Annotated in this window: 16 protein-coding genes; 5 read left to right on the top strand and 11 right to left on the bottom strand. The window is 53.7% G+C overall.

Features of this window, described 5'->3' with window-relative positions:
• Positions 1-252 precede the first annotated feature (252 nt).
• Positions 253-1,749 (top strand): C69 family dipeptidase, encoded by a 1,497-nt coding sequence (locus EHN13_RS18995; RefSeq protein WP_005121531.1) that lies wholly within the window; start codon positions 253-255, stop codon positions 1,747-1,749.
• Between the two features lie 36 nt (positions 1,750-1,785).
• Here EHN13_RS18995 and EHN13_RS18990 read toward each other — a convergent pair whose 3' ends face one another.
• On the bottom strand, positions 1,786-2,688 hold the full coding sequence (locus EHN13_RS18990) for a LysR family transcriptional regulator (protein ID WP_124021899.1): 903 nt from the start codon (positions 2,686-2,688) through the stop codon (positions 1,786-1,788).
• A gap of 104 nt (positions 2,689-2,792) precedes the next feature.
• Between EHN13_RS18990 and EHN13_RS18985 the strand changes: the two genes are divergently transcribed.
• The 3 genes from EHN13_RS18985 to EHN13_RS18975 all read left to right on the top strand — a co-directional run bounded on the left by EHN13_RS18985 (position 2,793) and on the right by EHN13_RS18975 (position 5,128).
• Positions 2,793-3,800 (top strand): zinc-binding alcohol dehydrogenase family protein, encoded by a 1,008-nt coding sequence (locus tag EHN13_RS18985; RefSeq protein WP_124021898.1) that lies wholly within the window; start codon positions 2,793-2,795, stop codon positions 3,798-3,800.
• Between the two features lies 1 nt (position 3,801).
• Complete coding sequence (locus tag EHN13_RS18980) at positions 3,802-4,107, top strand: putative quinol monooxygenase (protein WP_124021897.1); 306 nt, start codon at positions 3,802-3,804, stop codon at positions 4,105-4,107.
• A gap of 118 nt (positions 4,108-4,225) precedes the next feature.
• Positions 4,226-5,128 carry a carboxylate/amino acid/amine transporter gene (locus EHN13_RS18975; RefSeq protein ID WP_003827166.1) on the top strand — a complete coding sequence of 301 codons (903 nt, stop codon included), beginning with the start codon at positions 4,226-4,228 and terminating at the stop codon, positions 5,126-5,128.
• Between the two features lie 28 nt (positions 5,129-5,156).
• Here EHN13_RS18975 and nlpA read toward each other — a convergent pair whose 3' ends face one another.
• From nlpA to EHN13_RS18925, 10 genes are all read right to left on the bottom strand, one after another.
• Complete coding sequence (nlpA, locus tag EHN13_RS18970) at positions 5,157-5,975, bottom strand: lipoprotein NlpA (RefSeq protein ID WP_061066874.1); 819 nt, start codon at positions 5,973-5,975, stop codon at positions 5,157-5,159.
• 123 nt (positions 5,976-6,098) lie between these two features.
• The gene (locus EHN13_RS18965; protein WP_124021896.1) at positions 6,099-7,037 is read right to left on the bottom strand and encodes an Rpn family recombination-promoting nuclease/putative transposase; all 939 of its coding nucleotides are present in this window, start codon (positions 7,035-7,037) and stop codon (positions 6,099-6,101) included.
• Positions 7,038-7,247: 210 nt separating this feature from the next.
• A complete protein-coding gene (gene dagF, locus EHN13_RS18960) occupies positions 7,248-7,991 on the bottom strand; it encodes a 2-dehydro-3-deoxy-phosphogluconate aldolase (RefSeq protein WP_124021895.1) in 744 nt (247 codons plus the stop codon).
• Entirely contained in the window at positions 7,978-9,087 is a 1,110-nt protein-coding gene (dgaE, locus tag EHN13_RS18955) for a D-glucosaminate-6-phosphate ammonia lyase (protein ID WP_116360322.1), read from the bottom strand. The genes dagF and dgaE overlap by 14 nt, the downstream gene beginning before the upstream one ends.
• Positions 9,088-9,090: 3 nt before the next feature.
• Positions 9,091-9,951: a PTS system mannose/fructose/sorbose family transporter subunit IID gene (locus tag EHN13_RS18950; protein ID WP_005121522.1), complete on the bottom strand. Its 861-nt coding sequence runs from the start codon at positions 9,949-9,951 to the stop codon at positions 9,091-9,093.
• Complete coding sequence (locus EHN13_RS18945) at positions 9,948-10,697, bottom strand: PTS mannose/fructose/sorbose/N-acetylgalactosamine transporter subunit IIC (RefSeq protein ID WP_003023960.1); 750 nt, start codon at positions 10,695-10,697, stop codon at positions 9,948-9,950. Before EHN13_RS18945 ends, EHN13_RS18950 begins: the two co-directional genes overlap by 4 nt.
• A 25-nt stretch (positions 10,698-10,722) precedes the next feature.
• Positions 10,723-11,208, bottom strand: coding sequence for a PTS sugar transporter subunit IIB (locus EHN13_RS18940; RefSeq protein ID WP_124021894.1), 486 nt, complete (start codon positions 11,206-11,208; stop codon positions 10,723-10,725).
• Positions 11,209-11,220: 12 nt separating this feature from the next.
• On the bottom strand, positions 11,221-11,646 hold the full coding sequence (locus tag EHN13_RS18935; protein ID WP_040231533.1) for a PTS sugar transporter subunit IIA: 426 nt from the start codon (positions 11,644-11,646) through the stop codon (positions 11,221-11,223).
• A 120-nt stretch (positions 11,647-11,766) separates the two neighbouring features.
• Positions 11,767-14,565: a transcriptional regulator DagR gene (dagR, locus tag EHN13_RS18930; protein WP_124021893.1), complete on the bottom strand. Its 2,799-nt coding sequence runs from the start codon at positions 14,563-14,565 to the stop codon at positions 11,767-11,769.
• A gap of 90 nt (positions 14,566-14,655) precedes the next feature.
• Positions 14,656-15,072, bottom strand: coding sequence for a GNAT family N-acetyltransferase (locus EHN13_RS18925; protein ID WP_003023951.1), 417 nt, complete (start codon positions 15,070-15,072; stop codon positions 14,656-14,658).
• Positions 15,073-15,202: 130 nt separating this feature from the next.
• Between EHN13_RS18925 and EHN13_RS18920 the strand changes: the two genes are divergently transcribed.
• Complete coding sequence (locus tag EHN13_RS18920) at positions 15,203-15,496, top strand: YicS family protein (protein WP_124021892.1); 294 nt, start codon at positions 15,203-15,205, stop codon at positions 15,494-15,496.
• Positions 15,497-15,537 lie beyond the last annotated feature (41 nt).

Below are 15,537 nucleotides of genomic sequence, written 5' to 3'. Positions count from 1 at the left end.
ATATCCCATTGCTATTCTTTTCCCCGAATCAGGAAACATCCTGAATACCACAATATCCATTGCGTAACAATTAAGCGAAATGGGCGTTTTATTTTGCCCAGAAGACTTCAACCTATGGATGGATATTTGGAGAAGACGTGGGCAGGGGCGTTTATCTCTCTCGCGAGCAATGTCTGAAGGTTCAGGCGTTATCGCATTTCAGGAAACGGTGTGTTTCCGGTGTATTTTTGGCGTACATATGAGGGATACGTAATGTTTACTTTTAAAAAGTGCCTGATTGCACTTTCTATAAATTTGGCCGTTGTTTCATCAGGTTTTGCTTGTACGACCCTGCTGGTCGGTAACGAAGCATCAGCGGACGGCTCCATGCTGGTAGCGCGTAGCGCTGACAGCGATGCCCTGAAAGCGCAACATTTTGTCATTCACCCGGCAAAACAGAATCAGACCGGGGTATACAGCACCAAAGCACATAACGGCGCGAATGACTTTACCTGGCCGCTCCCCAAAAACTCGCTGCGTTATACCACGGTTCCAAACTGGAAAACCCAACTGCACGGCGCGACCGGATTTAACGAGCTGGGCGTTGGAGTGAGCGGCACAGAATCTATTTTTGCCTCACCAAAAGCGCTGGCCGCCGACCCGTACGTTGAGGATAAAGGGATCACCGAAGACGATATCCCGGATATTCTGCTGTCGCAGAGTAAAACCGCGCGTGAAGCCGTGGCGCTACTGGGCCATATCGTTGAGACCGTCGGCGCAGGCGAAGGCTTTGGCGTTGCCGTCGTCGACGATAACGAGATCTGGTATCTGGAAACCGGCAGCGGCCATCAGTGGATGGCGCAGCGTCTGCCAAATAACCAGTATTTTGCCACCGGTAACCAGGGCCGCTTACAGGATTACGATCCGAAAAACCCGGACATGATGGCGTCAAAAAACCTGATTCAATTTGCGACCGAAAAGGGTCTGTACGAACCGGCGAAAGATGGCAAATTCAACTTCTCCAAAGCCTATACCCGTGATGACGAGCGTGACCGCACGTATAACGACCCTCGCGTTTGGACCATCCAGAAAGAGTTCAATCCTTCCGTAAACCAGGATATGGCCAAAGGGCGTGAATTCCCGGTCTTCATGACGCCAGAGAAGAAAATGACGCTGGACGATGTGAAAGCCGTACTGCGTAACCATTACGAAGGCACCAGCCATGACCCCTACACCAACGGTCTGAACGGCAAAGAGCCATGGCGTCCGGTCAGCGTCTTCCGCACCTATGAAGCGCATGTTATGCAGGTCCGTCCGTGGTTGCCAAAAGAGATCGGTGAAACGACCTACATTGGTCTGGGCATGGCCGATCTCACCGCCTTTGTTCCGTACTACAGCGGCCTGAAGGCGTATCCGGCTAACTATACGATGGGCACCGATAAAGCGGACGATCAGTCTATCTACTGGAAATATCGTAAATTACAAACGCTGACGATGACCGATTATCCGAAGCTCGCGCCAATCGTCAAAAAAGCCTACAAAGCATGGGAAGACAAAGTGGCGAAGGAGCAAAAAGAGGTCGAAGCAGAGTATCTGAAGATGGCGAAAACCGATAAACCAGCCGCCGATAAGATGCTGAATGACTTCAACCTGCGCATCATGGCCGACGCCGAGAAGCTGACGGAAGATCTGACTAATCAGCTATTTACCATCCGCACCAAAGACATTCAGTCTGATATCTTCTTTGCCAACGCAGCGAAAAAAGACTGAGTAACGACGCGATAGTATTCTGGCGTAAAGCGCTTATTAGCTTTGCGCCAGCATTTCACACCGCGCCTTCACTGCGTCGTGCAGCAGACGGACTGCCGTTGAAAGCTGCTGCCGATGCGGGCAGATCATATTCAGCGGAACGGTCTCTCCCTGATAATCCGGCATCAGCAGTTGTAATCGACCGTCACGCACATCTTCGCTGACATCCAGCCACGACTTGTACGCCACACCTTCCCCGGCAATCGCCAGCCGTCGGATCACTTCCGCATCGTCGCTCATAATGGTGCCGTTAACCTGCACACTACTGGCCTCGCCGTTGCGCGTAAACGTCCAGCGATCGTGCAGACGGCCGCGTAATACGAAGGTCATGGCGTTGAGCTGTGTTAAATCATCCGGGGTTTGCGGCGCGCCGTTTTGCGCAACCCATTCCGGTGATGCCACCAGCACACGTCGGTTACTCGGTGCAACGGGCAGCGCAATGTATGACGCGTCTTCGGTATTGCCATAGCGAAACGCAACATCGACGGGGTCTTTAAAGACATCCGTCACCTGATCAGAGAAAAAAATCCGCAGGCGCAGCGCGGGATAGCGGCGTCGAAACGACTGAAAGACCGGCAGCAGCAGGTTGCGACCAAGATCGGAAGGCACGGCAATTTGCAGCGTGCCAGACACTTCATCTTCCGGGGTCTGTATTTTTTGCAGCCCGGCATGCATCACGTCCAGCATCTGGCGGGCATAGGGTAGCCAGACCTCGCCCTCCGGCGTCAGGCGCAGGCTGCGCGTGGAGCGGGCGAACAAGCGGATAGCCAACGTAGACTCCAGGCGCTTGATAGCTGAACTGACCTGAGCAGGCTGAACGCCGACTTCGCGCGCGGCATCGCTAAAACTATTCAGCGCCGCGGCGCGGACAAACAACGTGAGATCTTCAAGCCGGAACATTTTCACTCCCCGAGTATAAGTCCTGTCGCCGTAGGGCTATTTTTCCCGTTCTGCTACCGGTTTACCATCGAATTATTCAACTGATTCCTGTGACCGGAGAGACCATGAAAGCCATCGCTATTACCCGCGCCGCGACCGACGGCAATAACATTGAATTTTTACAAGAGATTGACCTACCCATGCCAGTCGCTACCGGGCACGATCTGCTGGTTGAAGTGAAAGCCATTTCCGTCAATCCCGTTGATACCAAGGTCCGCGAAGGTTTTAACGCCGATGTGCCGCGCGTTCTGGGCTGGGATGCCGTGGGCGTGGTGAAATCCGTGGGTGAAGCCGTCACCCTGTTCACACCTGGCGATGAAGTCTGGTACGCCGGAGCGCTGGGCCGCGCTGGCAGTAACAGTGAATTTCAGCTGGTTGATGAACGTATTACCGCGCTGAAGCCAAAAACACTAGATAATGCTTCTGCTGCAGCGCTGCCGCTGACCGCCATCACCGCCTGGGAAATGCTGTTCGACCGTCTGGGCGTTGAGGAAAATAGCAATGAAGATGATGTGTTATTGATTGTTGGCGCGGCTGGCGGCGTCGGTTCTATCCTGACGCAACTGGCCAGTAAGCTGACTAAAATGACCGTCATCGGCACCGCATCACGTCCGCAAAGCCAGAAATGGGTACGTGAAGCAGGCGCTCATCATGTCATTGACCACAGCAAGCCGCTGACGGAAGAGCTGGCACGGATAGGGGTTAAGGCGGTGACGCACGTTGCCAGCCTGAACAACACTGAGCAGCATTATCAACAAATTATTGCCGCACTGGCACCACAGGGTAAACTGGCGCTGATTGACGATCCTGAATTCCTCGATGCCCGTCCGCTGAAGGCCAAAAGCATTTCGCTGCACTGGGAATTTATGTTTACCCGTTCGATGTTTACCACCCACGATATCATCGCGCAGCACCAGCTATTGACCCGCGTGGCGCAATTGATCGACGACAATACCCTCCGCACCACGCTGGGCGAGCATTTTGGCGCTATCACTGCGGCGAATCTGCAAAAAGCCCACGCGCAAATTGAAACCGGTCGTTCGGTCGGCAAGATTGTGCTGGAGGGGTTTTAACATGTCTGATTCAGAAGTGATTTCAATTATTGCGGTATTGAAAGCCCAACCCGGGAAGATCGACGCACTGAAACAGGCGCTGCAGGCTCTGCTGTTACCCACTCGCCGGGAGCCGGGCAATATTGAGTATGAGCTGTACCAGTTACGCGACACGCCGGATGTGTTTTACGTGCGCGAATCCTGGCACAGTCAGGCCGGTCTGGACGAGCATATCGCTCTGCCACATTTCCAGGCGTTCATTCTACAAATGAACGATCTGCTAGCCGAACCGCTACGGCTGGATTATCTGACGCCGATTGCGCCATAAAATAACTGCCGAAGCCCCCTGCCACGTGGGGGGCTGCACCAGTCATGTCTCACTCGCTTCGCTATCTCTGCTATGATGCCTGCACACAAATAAAACAAAACAACATGCCGAGGGAAAGATGAGTTCCACCAGAAGAGGGATGATGAACGTCCTGATTGCTGCCGTATTGTGGGGAAGTTCGGGCGTTTGCGCGCAGTACATCATGGAGCAAAGTCAGATGTCGTCGCAGTTTCTGACCATGACGCGCCTGATTTTCGCCGGGCTGATTCTGCTGATGCTCTCTTTCGTTCACGGCGACAAAGTGTTCTCCATTATCAAAAATCGCAAAGATGCCATCAGCCTGCTGATTTTTTCCGTAGTTGGAGCGCTCACCGTACAGCTCACCTTCCTGCTGACCATTGAAAAATCCAACGCCGCCACCGCGACGGTACTGCAATTTTTGTCACCGACCATTATCGTGGCGTGGTTTTCCGTAGTGCGCAAAGCGCGACCGGGGATTTTAGTGCTGACGGCGATCTTCACCTCGCTTATCGGCACCTTCTTACTGGTCACTCACGGTAACCCGACGTCGCTGTCTATTTCACCTGCCGCGCTGTTCTGGGGAATTGCCTCGGCGTTTGCCGCCGCGTTCTACACCACCTACCCCTCAACGCTTATCGCGCGCTACGGCACGCTGCCGGTCGTCGGCTGGAGTATGTTAATCGGCGGCATGATCCTGCTGCCGTTTTATGCCGGACAGGGCACTAATTTCGTGGTGAATGGCAGTTTGATTCTGGCGTTTTTCTATCTGGTGGTCATCGGCACGTCACTGACGTTTAGCCTGTACCTGAAAGGCGCGCAGATGATTGGCGGACCGAAAGCAAGCATTTTGAGCTGCGCAGAACCGTTGAGCAGCGCGTTGCTGTCCCTACTGTTGTTAGGTATTACCTTTACCCTGCCAGACTGGCTGGGCACGCTTTTGATCCTCTCATCGGTAATACTGATCTCAATGGACTCACGTCGCCGCGCCAGAGCGGTTTAACCCCAACCGGCGCGGCAACGGGTCACGATTACCAACCAGGAACCGCGCCGCCGTTAAAGATAGTTTCTGCCGCCTTTGCCACTTCCGGTGACTGATAAGATTGCAGGAATTCTTTCACATTCCCGGCATCTTTGTTGTCTTCTCGCGCCACCAGGATGTTCACGTAGGGTGAGTTTTTGTCTTCAATAAATACGCTGTCATGTACCGGAGAAAGCCCGGTTTGCTGGATGTAGGTGGTACTGATAATCGCCACATCCACTTTCTGATCGTCCAGCACGCGCGGCAGCTGCGCGCCTTCCAGTTCCATAATATTCAGGTGTCGCGGATTATCAGTAATATCCAGCGCCGTGGGCAGCAGGCCTGTATTTGCTTTCAGCGTGATTAACTTTTCTTTTTGCAGCAGCAGTAGCGCCCGCCCGAGGTTGGTTGGATCGTTAGGTATCGCAATCGTCGCACCGTCTTTAAGCTCCGCAACGGTTTTGATTTTCTTCGAATAACCGGCCATCGGGAACACAAAGGTATTACCCACGGCTACCAGCTTATAGCCGTGCGCTTTATTATCTTGTTCAAGAAATGGGCGATGCTGGAAGACGTTGGCATCCAGTTCACCGTGATTGGTGGCATCGTTAGGCAACAGGGAACCGCTAAACCCTACCAGTTCGACATCCAGCCCATATTTTTCTTTAGCCACTTTCTTCGCGACTTCCGCCACATCCTGCTCTGCGCCGTTAATCACGCCGACTTTGATATGCTTTGCATCGCTGCTCTGCTGATCGCATCCTGCCAGCAATAATCCCGCCAGCAATACTGCCGCCCCGGCCCCGAAATGAGGTATCTTCAGTTTCACGTTTTATCCTTTTGTAATAACCGCCTGATGAGTAATGAAATGACTATAGCGGCAAGGCCGCTGCGGTTTAAAAAACGAAAAAGCATCAGCAAGAAGAAAAAAGCATAACGGGAAAAAGATACATTAGTCGGAAGATGCCGTTAGTTCATCACTTGAAAGCCCGGTGATAATTAGCACCAGTTCACGATCGATCCCCTTCTCCAGCATGGCATGGGCTATCCGCAACGCTTCGTCTTGTTTGCCTTCAATCTTGCCCTTTTGTAATCCCTCTTGTAAGCCACTGTAATGACCCGTTCTTCGCCCTGATTCACGTAAACATTCTGCAATCGTCATTAATCTCTCCTTGTGTTGGGGAACGCGTAAAGCCACCTCGCGAATAAACGCCTCGAAACGCGGTGCGCTGCCAGACTGCATCAGATAATTAAATAGCGTTTCTACCTGGCTGTCATTAGCGTATCCCTTAACCAGCAGAGCAACCAGGTTATCCACCAGCACCATCAGGTCACGTTCACGTATATGCTTCTGGACAAGCTCAAGTAGCGCCATCCGCCGATGCTGCATAATCTCATCATCAGACACCGCCGTGATGTCTACCAGCGGGAAGGCAGAACCATAAAGCTGCCGCGCAGTTTGTGGATCGTCAAATTCATCCAGCCAACACAGCGAGTATGGATACGGGCTGTCAACGCCATGATAAAAAAGTATCGGCACCACCAGCGGCAGCGTTTTGTGTCCTGCATCAAGATGCTTCTGCATCGCAGCAATGGCATAACGCATCATCCGGAATGCCATATGAGCATCTGGCGAGCTTTGGTGCTCAATCAACGCATAGATATAGCCTTTACCGGTTCTCGTTTTTAGCGACCACAGAATATCGGAATAACTGGCACGCAGGTCTTCCTCAATAAAACTCCCGGGTTCCAGCTTCAGTGTGTCCAGATCGCAAAGCTCATGTAATGACGCCGGAAGATAGGTATCAAGAAAATCCCGTGCCGTATCTGGATGGCCCAGGAACTTTTTAAATACCGCATCATGCGGCGTAGAGGTTGTTGGTTTTTGCATGGCGATCCGTCACCAGAAGAACAAGATGACGGGACATTACTCGCCAGTGCTACAGACGACATCAGGGAAATGACCCCTTTGCGAGGCGTTTTCGAGGATAAATAGATGCTGCTGCAATGCATTCATTTTCCACGAATGATGTTCGCAAAAATGCCCGGTAGGCGGGAGCACCTCCGGACATTCTCTTTTCGCTCTCCAACGATGGCAGCCTCACACCAGGGCTTTGACTATCTCAATCAACCTGATGATATCTGCAGGCCGGGTATTACCGGTTTGTGGATCGATAATCGAGCTGTACACATGCGGCATGACGCGCGGTATACCCGTCTCAAGACAGGTTTGCAGGATAATGCCGAAGTTATCGAGATCGATACCGCCGGTCGGCTCAATCAACGTCATGCCGTTGCGCGCCGCGGTTGTCGCCAGCGCGTACAGCTCAGGCAACGATTTCTCACCGCCCATCGGGAAGAACTTCGCGGCATGCGCGCCAGAGTCCAGCATCATGCGCACTGCGGCATCGCAGGAAACGCGGGCTGGCGTGCCCTGGCTGCTGCTGACCCCGGTGGAGATCAACACTTCCCCCGGCGTGCCCGTGGGACTGACTAACGCGTTGATATGGGTCTGTTCACCGCCCGTTGCGGCCAGCGCGCCTGCCGCAAACCCACAACCGGTAAAGGTCTGGTTGACGTGTGCCGGATGGATCCGTGAGGCAATCATCGCCGCTTTATAATACTGCGCCGGGTCACCGGCCCCCAACCCCACGGAAATCGACGGCACGTCGGCCATCCAGCGTTTTACTTCCTTAACCCCTTCCTCAACCGAGGCAAACTGTGCGGAAAGGATGCCGATCGCCGCGTGACCTTCGGCAGCGTCATAGATTTCCCGTGCGTTGGCGATATCCTTCGCCAGCACGTTAATAGCCACTTTATTGCGATAAAAATTAATGCGCTGCATGCTCTGCAATCTCCTTTAGTCGCGCCACGATCAGCGCCATTTCCCCTTCTGCGACCGTACGCGGGTCAAGACTAAAGACGCCCTGATGAAGGTTGTAACGACGCGCGTAAATCGCGATATCACCCTCTCGCAGCTGCGCTTCTACGGCGTAAGCATCCATCCCCAGCTCTTGTGCATTCACCCGAATACGAATCCGCCAGATGGCGCGCCCGGCTTCGTCCTGCTCAATATCCGCCTTCAGTCCGCGAATCGCTGAAATCGCCTGCGCCACGGGGCGAAGCTCTTCGGCGGTGACCACGGTTTGCCCCTGATGATAGTTTTCCAGGGCATACACCAGCCCGACCATATTCTCTTTGCCGATCTTCATCGCCCGGGCAATTCCGTGGTGCTGCGCTTTACACGCGGCAATCCACTTTTTCTTTCCGGTGATAAACCCGGAGGTCGGCGCGTTAAAGGCTTTTGCCCCGCTGTAGACCACCATATCCGCCCCGCTCGCCACCCAGGCGTGTAAATCCTCCTCGGCGGCGGCATCGACAATCAGCGGCAGGTTATGAACCTGCGCAACCTGTACGAAGTCGGCAATGCTCAACATGCCTTTCTGCACGCAGTGGTGCGATTTCACATACAGCAGCGCGGCGGTGTTATCGGTAATCGCGCTCTCCAGCTGCCAGCAGGCCGCCAGATTACTTGAGCCAACCTCCACCACGCGTCCACCCCCTAAGCGGATCGCGCTGGTGATGGGCGCACCGTAGTCAACGTTATGCCCGCGCAGCATGACCACTTCATTAGCCATACCCGCGCTATCCGGCATCAACGTGACTCGCGCCTGGTCACCGCGGGTAATGGCCGCGGCAACGGCAATCGCAATACCCGCCGAGGCGCACGAAGTAACATAGCTGTCCTCCGCGCCGGTGTAGCGGGAAACCAATTCACCGGTACGGTCCACCAGCCGGTCAATTTCAACAAAGGCCGAAGCTGCCCGCGCGGTGGCCTGCATCACTTCCGGCGCGACGCTGGAAACGCCCAGAATCGTCATTTTGCCGCAGGCGTTAATCACCTGTTTTAGCCCCAGTTGTTGATAGATATTCTGTGTCATGGCTTACAACACTCCAAGCAGCGAACAGACCACGCTGAGCGCGACAATCGACAGCAAAATCGTGGTGTAACGCGGTCCTTTCTTCACCAGATAGAAGTAGATGGCGAACACCGCCGCCAGCGGCAGCAGGCCGGGGGCAATAGAGTCGAGGATTTGCTGGACCACCACTTCAGAGCCTTTCAGGGCGCTGAGTTTTAACGGCGTGGTGATCTTGACGTAGCTTGCCGACAGCGCGCCCATCATGATCAGGCCCAACACGTTCGCGCCGTAGATCAGTTCCTTAATTCGCCCTCCCTGCAGCAGACCAATTATCGAGTCACGTCCCAGCGTATAGCCTTTGTGCACCATGCCATAGCTGATTGCCAGCGTAATGGCCGGGTAGAGGATTAACGGTACAATTCCGCCCATCGCGCTGCCATTGGCGGCGAATGGGATGAAAATAGCAATTAACAGCGGCATCACTGCGGCCCAGATGATGGAGTCCCCCATCCCGGCCAGCGGCCCCATCAAGCCCGTTTTTATCCCGGTGATGGAGGCGTCGCTGATCGGCTCACCGCGCGTTTTTTGCTCCTCCATCGCAATGGAGATCCCCTGAATTACCGCCCCGAACGTCTGCTCTGAGTTGAAGAAGTTCAGATGGCGTTTCAGCGCTTCTACCTGTTCCTCTTTTTGCGGGTAGAGCTTTTTGATGATCGGCGTCATCGAGGCGCAGAAAATCAGGCTTTGCAAACGCTCATAGGAGCTGGAAACTTCCGCGCCCAGCCAGTAGATAAACCAGGCTTTGGTGATGTCTGCTTTGGTCAGCGTACCGCTTTCACGCGCACGCTCCACCAGTTCATGTTGCATTACGTCGCTGCTCATCATGCTGCTCCTTCATTTTTCGCCAGACCTTTAATCAGGAAGGCCACGCAGGTACCAAAGATTGCCATCGCCATGATGTCTACCTTCAGGTACAGCACCGCAAAGAATCCGCCGATAAACCACGGCAGCAGGCTCTTTTTACCGATCACCATAATGGTGATGGCAAAGCCCAGCGCTGGCAGAATGCCGCCCATAATTTCAAAGGAGTGCGTCAGCCAGTGCGGCATCAGCTTGAGGAAGCTTTCCACCACGTCCTGACCAAAATAGTTGGCGGCGAAAACCACCGGGAAACGCAGTACAAGGCCAAGCAACGCCGGGTAGAGGAATGCACAGCGCATAATGCCCGCCATGTTGGCCGTTTCCGCATGCTTGTCGGCCATATGCACCCACGCTGCGTTTAACGTGCGGCGCAGCTGGTCGAGGAACACGCCGATGACGCCGAATGGGATCGCCAGCGCGATAGCCAGGTTCGGATCCATTCCGGCCTTCACGGCGATAGGAATTGAAATACAGGCAGCTAGCGCAGGATCCGACGGGACGTTACCGCCTGGCGTAGAGGTCACGCCGAGATAAACCAGCTGCATGCCTGCACCGATGATCATCGCCGTTTCCATGTTGCCTAACAGCAGGCCAACGAATACGGCAATCACGACGGGCTGTAGCAGCATGGCGGAGAAGGTGTAGCCAAGGCGTAATCGGGCAAACCAGTAATACAACCCCATCAGGCTTGCAAAGACTAAAGTATCCATAGTTAAGTACCCTGTTATCAAAGAATTAGAATTTTTTCAGGATATCGTCCAGCGACTGAGGCTTATCTTCCGGGATAGTCTGGAAGAACACCTGAATCCCACGATTTTTCAGGTCGCTCAGAATGCCGACGTCTTTTTCATCCAGCGTAATGTTCTGGAATACCGCTTTGCGGTTTGGCCCACCGCCCAGCCCACCGACCTGAATGGTGGTGACATCAAAGCCTAACTGGACCGCTTCCTGCACCGCCGCCAGAGAGGGGAACAGCACCAGCACTTTGCCGTCACCAAGCTGGTTTTCTTTCCAGGCGGCAGCAAAACTTTGGTTACCGAAGCAATCCACTTTGATGTTCGGCGGCGCGGCCATCAGGTAGATATTTTTCATAAACGGATCGGCATCCAGCTCATCGCTGACCACCGTAATCCGGTTGGCCTGAGATTGTCCAACCCATTTAGTCACCACTTGTCCATGAATCAGACGGCTATCGATACGACATAAGACGATGTTTGCCATGATGTTTATTCCTTATTGTGATTGTTGTAATTGACGCACGTGGGCGACAACGTCCAGGCAACTGCTACGCCCGGCCTCGACCAGTTCAGCCACGCAGGTGGTCAACTGGCCATGCTCGCGTTTGTCGAGCGCCTCCAGCAGCAAAGAGGCATTGAGCCCGGAAATCACTGCCACCGGGTAATCGGCACTCAGCCGCGCCGCCACGTTAGAGGTGGTGCCGCCAATAAAATCAGTCAGGATCAGTGAACCTTCCGGCATGGTTTTCACCACAGCTTCAACGCGCTGGTAAAACTCGCCGAGTGTATCAACGGGCATCAGCGCAATTTCCGTCACGCCTTTGATTTCACCCATCACCATGCGCAGGCTGTTGCAAAGCTGTTGCCCCCAGCCGCCATGGGTCAGCAGCAGGATCTGGGGCAAGGATTCAGTGGTAGTCAAAATGGCCTCCTGGCTCGATTACATAGACATAAGTAAACAGAGCAAAGGCTGTGCCAGAATTTGTGTCACGCAGGGAAGAGAGGAGTGCTGGCGGGGCAGAAAGCCGCGCCAGTAAAGGGATTAGCTATACAGCAGTTCGTAGATATAAAAATATTCCGCGTCCGATAAGCGAATGGCATAGGCCTCTTCGATCGGCAGGAAAGCGGATTTAATGACACTAAACGCGCGATTATCCAGATCCGGCTTGTTCTCCAGCGCCATCTGTAACGGTTTACGGTTAATCACGATACGCTCGACCATACAGCAGCAGTGGATCAGGAAGCGCAGTGTCACCTGACGACTCGGTTTGAGCGAAAGCGCGGTGGTCAGATGATTCAGCACGCCTTCCATCTCTTTGAGAATACGCTGCGGGTTGAGCACCGAAATATGGTTAATGATGCTCTCCATAGTCAACGCGCTGATAAAACGCATCGCGCTGCGCTCCATCTCCAGACGGCGTTCGCTGCTGGAGAGATCTGGCGTCAGCAGGCTGAGTACCAGCTCGGGGCCTTGCTCAGAGAACAGCTCCTCGAGCGAGATAAACGGAATATCCGGCAGTCCTGGCTGGAAAGTGCCCACTATTCCCGCCAGGCGTTCACTGGCGTTAATCGCCTGCTGAACACGCTCCAGGCTGCGAACTTCGTTGTAATCGAGGATCACCATCCGCGTATCCTGCGACATTAACTCGCCGAAACTCTCTTCCAGCACCTTTTTGATTTTTTCTGCTGTTCCCATTCCTGTGATGCAGGAGATAACCAGCACTTTACCGCTATTTTCCTGCTGCGGCGTACAGAGCTGACAGGGAATATTTTTGCTCTGCATCAACGCCGCCAGCTGCGGCAAGTCGCTGGTTTCGTAGCTTAAATCCAGCCCGATTTCCAGCAGGCTGGTGAGCGTGATATTGGGCATCAGCAGTACGTCTATCTGGAATAACTTACTGATCGTGCTGCCAAAATGGACCAGCGAGCCAATATCCACCATCAGGATCAACCGGCGATATTTTCGGGTCTGGATCATCTGTGTCAAAGCTTCCAGCGTGTCATGCACCGACTGCTCGAAAGGCATATCGATAGCGCTGAACACCTCGCGCTCCAGCACGCGATTCACGTACTGCGCCTGACTTGTCGCCGTCGTTGCACCGTGGGCAATCAAAATCACCCCGCAGTCCGGACTGGCGTCAATCCGTTGGCGGTAATGGCGACACTCTTTGAGGAACAGGCACAGCCAGACCACTTCCGTCGCCGGACACTGAATATGCAGCAGTTCATTGATTTTTCGGCATAACAGCGTAGCGTTTTCGTATTCATCTTTGCAGCGATCGAGGATCAGGCTGGAAGAATAAAGTTGCGGAATAAGGCCGCGCTGCACATAGCCAATCAGCGCCAGGAAGTGTTTGCGCAGCGGGTTAACCAGATTTTCCGGCAGCGTAAAACCAAGCACCTGCTCAACGCAGCCGATCAGCAGCGTGACGCGCTCTTCAATCTGATCGCCATAGCGCGGAGGATGCGCCACGCTGTCGCGGCTATAGAGACCATATTCAAATATCGAACTGAGCTTGTTTTTGAGGATTGCCAGCGTTTCGGCTGGCGGCACGTTGCTGTTACGCAGGTTGATATATTCGCGGGTCAGGAAGCTGTAGAAAAGATCGCTCTCTTCAATTTCGGCTCCGGTGGCCAGCGAATTTTTCAGCGCCGGCAGCGTGCGGGCATCGATGCTTAAATGCTCTTTGCCTTCGAACAGTGCGCCAACCAGCAGACGTTGTTCCGGCGTGGCGTTAAAGGGGATCTCGGTCAGACGTTTATCCAACTGTAGCGTATCGCTGTGCTCCGTCATTCCCGAAGCCCAGGCCTGGGCGCAGAGAAACTGAATATCGCTTTTAAGCTGACCAATGTTGCCTTCCAGCGGCTTGTTCAGCAGCCAGAGCAGCAAGGTACGGTCGATGCTTATCGTACGCTCGATTTTGCGGCTCTCACGCTGTAAGAAGCCAACGATCAGTTCAACCTGCTCTTCCACCGAACGCTGGCGGATGCCGGGCAAATCGATACATACCTGAATACGTCGCTGGAAAGTGCGCAGCAACGCCGAACTTACCGGTTCGGTGGTCGCACATATCAGGCGAACCGAGATTGACCGCGCCACGGCGCTTGAGCCCAGCGGCCGATATTCACCTTTGTCGAGAATAGAGAACAGCTTTTCCTGACCTTCATACGGTAGGCGATGCACTTCATCGAGCAGCAGATAGCCGCCGTCGGCCTGCTCGACCAGACCCGGTTTATTTTCGTTTGCGCCGGTAAACGCTCCCTGTCGATGACCAAACAGATGCGAAGAGAGCAACTCCGGGTTATGGGCATATTCCGCGCAGTTGAAATAGACCAGCGGCGGGGGCGTTCCCGCTGCACGTTCGCAGGCGAAACGGTGCATCAGTTCGGCAAAAAAGGTTTTGCCGACGCCGGAGGGGCCGGTCAGCAGAACGTGCAGCCCGTGGGGATACAGCACTGCCGCGCGGCCTTTTTCCACCGCATCGCGCAGGCTGCGATCGTAACCAATCAGGCCGGAAAAGGGATCGTCTGTCGCCTGGTTTTCCTGAACAGGCAACAGGTCGGCAACGGTTTGCACTTCGCGCTCGGACTCATCCAGTTTGCGCCCCAGCAGCGTTTCAATCGCCTGACGATGCAGAAAGAATACCGGGCGTCCGCGGCTTTTAATCGCCAGGCCGTCGTTCCAGAGCTGATTGAGATCTTTACTGACCGAGTTGCGCGCCAGTCCGAGGTTAAAGCCGATAGCTTCCGCTGTGAACGCCGTTTCCTGCGCCAGATGGGCAAGATTCAGTCCTCGCGTCAGCCGTTCCAGCTCCCCCAGTATTATCTCAATCCGTCTCATCTCTTTACCGCTTAAGAAATAAATGATTGTTCAGAACATACACTATTCTGCTACGCAAGACAGTGAGGCGGCGTCCAGACCTTCCGGTCATCAAAACGTTTTCGACAAATAATGCCGCGCTGAGCCGGTTTCCGGAAAGTTATCGAGGGTCATTTGCAGCTGATAGCCGTTTTTCTGATAAAACGGCAGCGCCTGGAAACTCATCGTGTCCACCAGCGCATGCAGGCATCCTCTCTCACGCGCTGTCTGCTCGGCAGCCTGCATCAATTTTGTGCCGTAACCGCCTTTACGCAGCGAATCATGCATCCACAGGAAATCAATACACAGCCATTCGCCTTTGATTTTGCCAATCAGCCCGCCCAGAATTTCATTGCTTTCATCGCGCCAGTACACCGCCAGGTCGCCAAAATTGGTGGTTCTCAGGAACTGGCGGTTGTAGGCGCGCAATCCGGCAAGCAGGGCATTTTGATCGTCTTCGGTAATCGTATCCGTAATCTGTATTTGCATCCTATCCTCCTGAAATAACTACAACTTCTGGCTGATTTATTTTTAGACATTAACACAGGGTGATGAGTGAGTCGTATGCCGTCTACACTTACTCTTGAGATGATGCGCATAGACAACAAGGATTATTAACATGAAACGAGTCATTTTTCCGATTATTGCCATCCTTTTCACACTACCCGGTCTGGCGCAAGCCGACTCGGCATATGGCAGTCTGCAGGCTGTACACGAAAAAAATACCGTTTTGAAGGACTTACGTAAAATTTGCACCCCGCAAGGCTCGCCATCTGATGAGGTGTGGGAAAAAACGATTATGGCTGATACGCGTAACCAACAGCACATCCACGAAGCCATTCTGGCAATTCAAAGAAACAATCAGAACAACTACTGGGAAGCACTTGGCAAAGTGGAATGCCCGGATTTATAAGCATCTTGTTGTAAAATGAGCACTGTAACCGGTTTCCGTGT

Source organism: Citrobacter youngae, from assembly GCF_003818115.1.
Taxonomy (GTDB): Bacteria; Pseudomonadota; Gammaproteobacteria; order Enterobacterales; family Enterobacteriaceae; genus Citrobacter; species Citrobacter youngae.
The sequence above is the reverse complement of the archived record's forward strand: the minus strand, read 5'-3'. Positions and strand labels throughout refer to the sequence as shown.

Excerpts from the sequence above, each read along its gene's own strand:
- EHN13_RS18995 (WP_005121531.1), top strand. The coding sequence starts at position 253 with ATGTTTACTTTTAAAAAGTGCCTGATTGCACTTTCTATAAATTTGGCC.
- EHN13_RS18990 (WP_124021899.1), bottom strand. The coding sequence starts at position 2,688 with ATGTTCCGGCTTGAAGATCTCACGTTGTTTGTCCGCGCCGCGGCGCTG.
- EHN13_RS18985 (WP_124021898.1), top strand. The coding sequence starts at position 2,793 with ATGAAAGCCATCGCTATTACCCGCGCCGCGACCGACGGCAATAACATT.
- EHN13_RS18980 (WP_124021897.1), top strand. The coding sequence starts at position 3,802 with ATGTCTGATTCAGAAGTGATTTCAATTATTGCGGTATTGAAAGCCCAA.
- EHN13_RS18975 (WP_003827166.1), top strand. The coding sequence starts at position 4,226 with ATGAGTTCCACCAGAAGAGGGATGATGAACGTCCTGATTGCTGCCGTA.
- EHN13_RS18965 (WP_124021896.1), bottom strand. The coding sequence starts at position 7,037 with ATGCAAAAACCAACAACCTCTACGCCGCATGATGCGGTATTTAAAAAG.
- dagF (WP_124021895.1), bottom strand. The coding sequence starts at position 7,991 with ATGCAGCGCATTAATTTTTATCGCAATAAAGTGGCTATTAACGTGCTG.
- dgaE (WP_116360322.1), bottom strand. The coding sequence starts at position 9,087 with ATGACACAGAATATCTATCAACAACTGGGGCTAAAACAGGTGATTAAC.
- EHN13_RS18950 (WP_005121522.1), bottom strand. The coding sequence starts at position 9,951 with ATGATGAGCAGCGACGTAATGCAACATGAACTGGTGGAGCGTGCGCGT.
- EHN13_RS18945 (WP_003023960.1), bottom strand. The coding sequence starts at position 10,697 with ATGGATACTTTAGTCTTTGCAAGCCTGATGGGGTTGTATTACTGGTTT.
- EHN13_RS18940 (WP_124021894.1), bottom strand. The coding sequence starts at position 11,208 with ATGGCAAACATCGTCTTATGTCGTATCGATAGCCGTCTGATTCATGGA.
- dagR (WP_124021893.1), bottom strand. The coding sequence starts at position 14,565 with ATGAGACGGATTGAGATAATACTGGGGGAGCTGGAACGGCTGACGCGA.
- EHN13_RS18925 (WP_003023951.1), bottom strand. The coding sequence starts at position 15,072 with ATGCAAATACAGATTACGGATACGATTACCGAAGACGATCAAAATGCC.
- EHN13_RS18920 (WP_124021892.1), top strand. The coding sequence starts at position 15,203 with ATGAAACGAGTCATTTTTCCGATTATTGCCATCCTTTTCACACTACCC.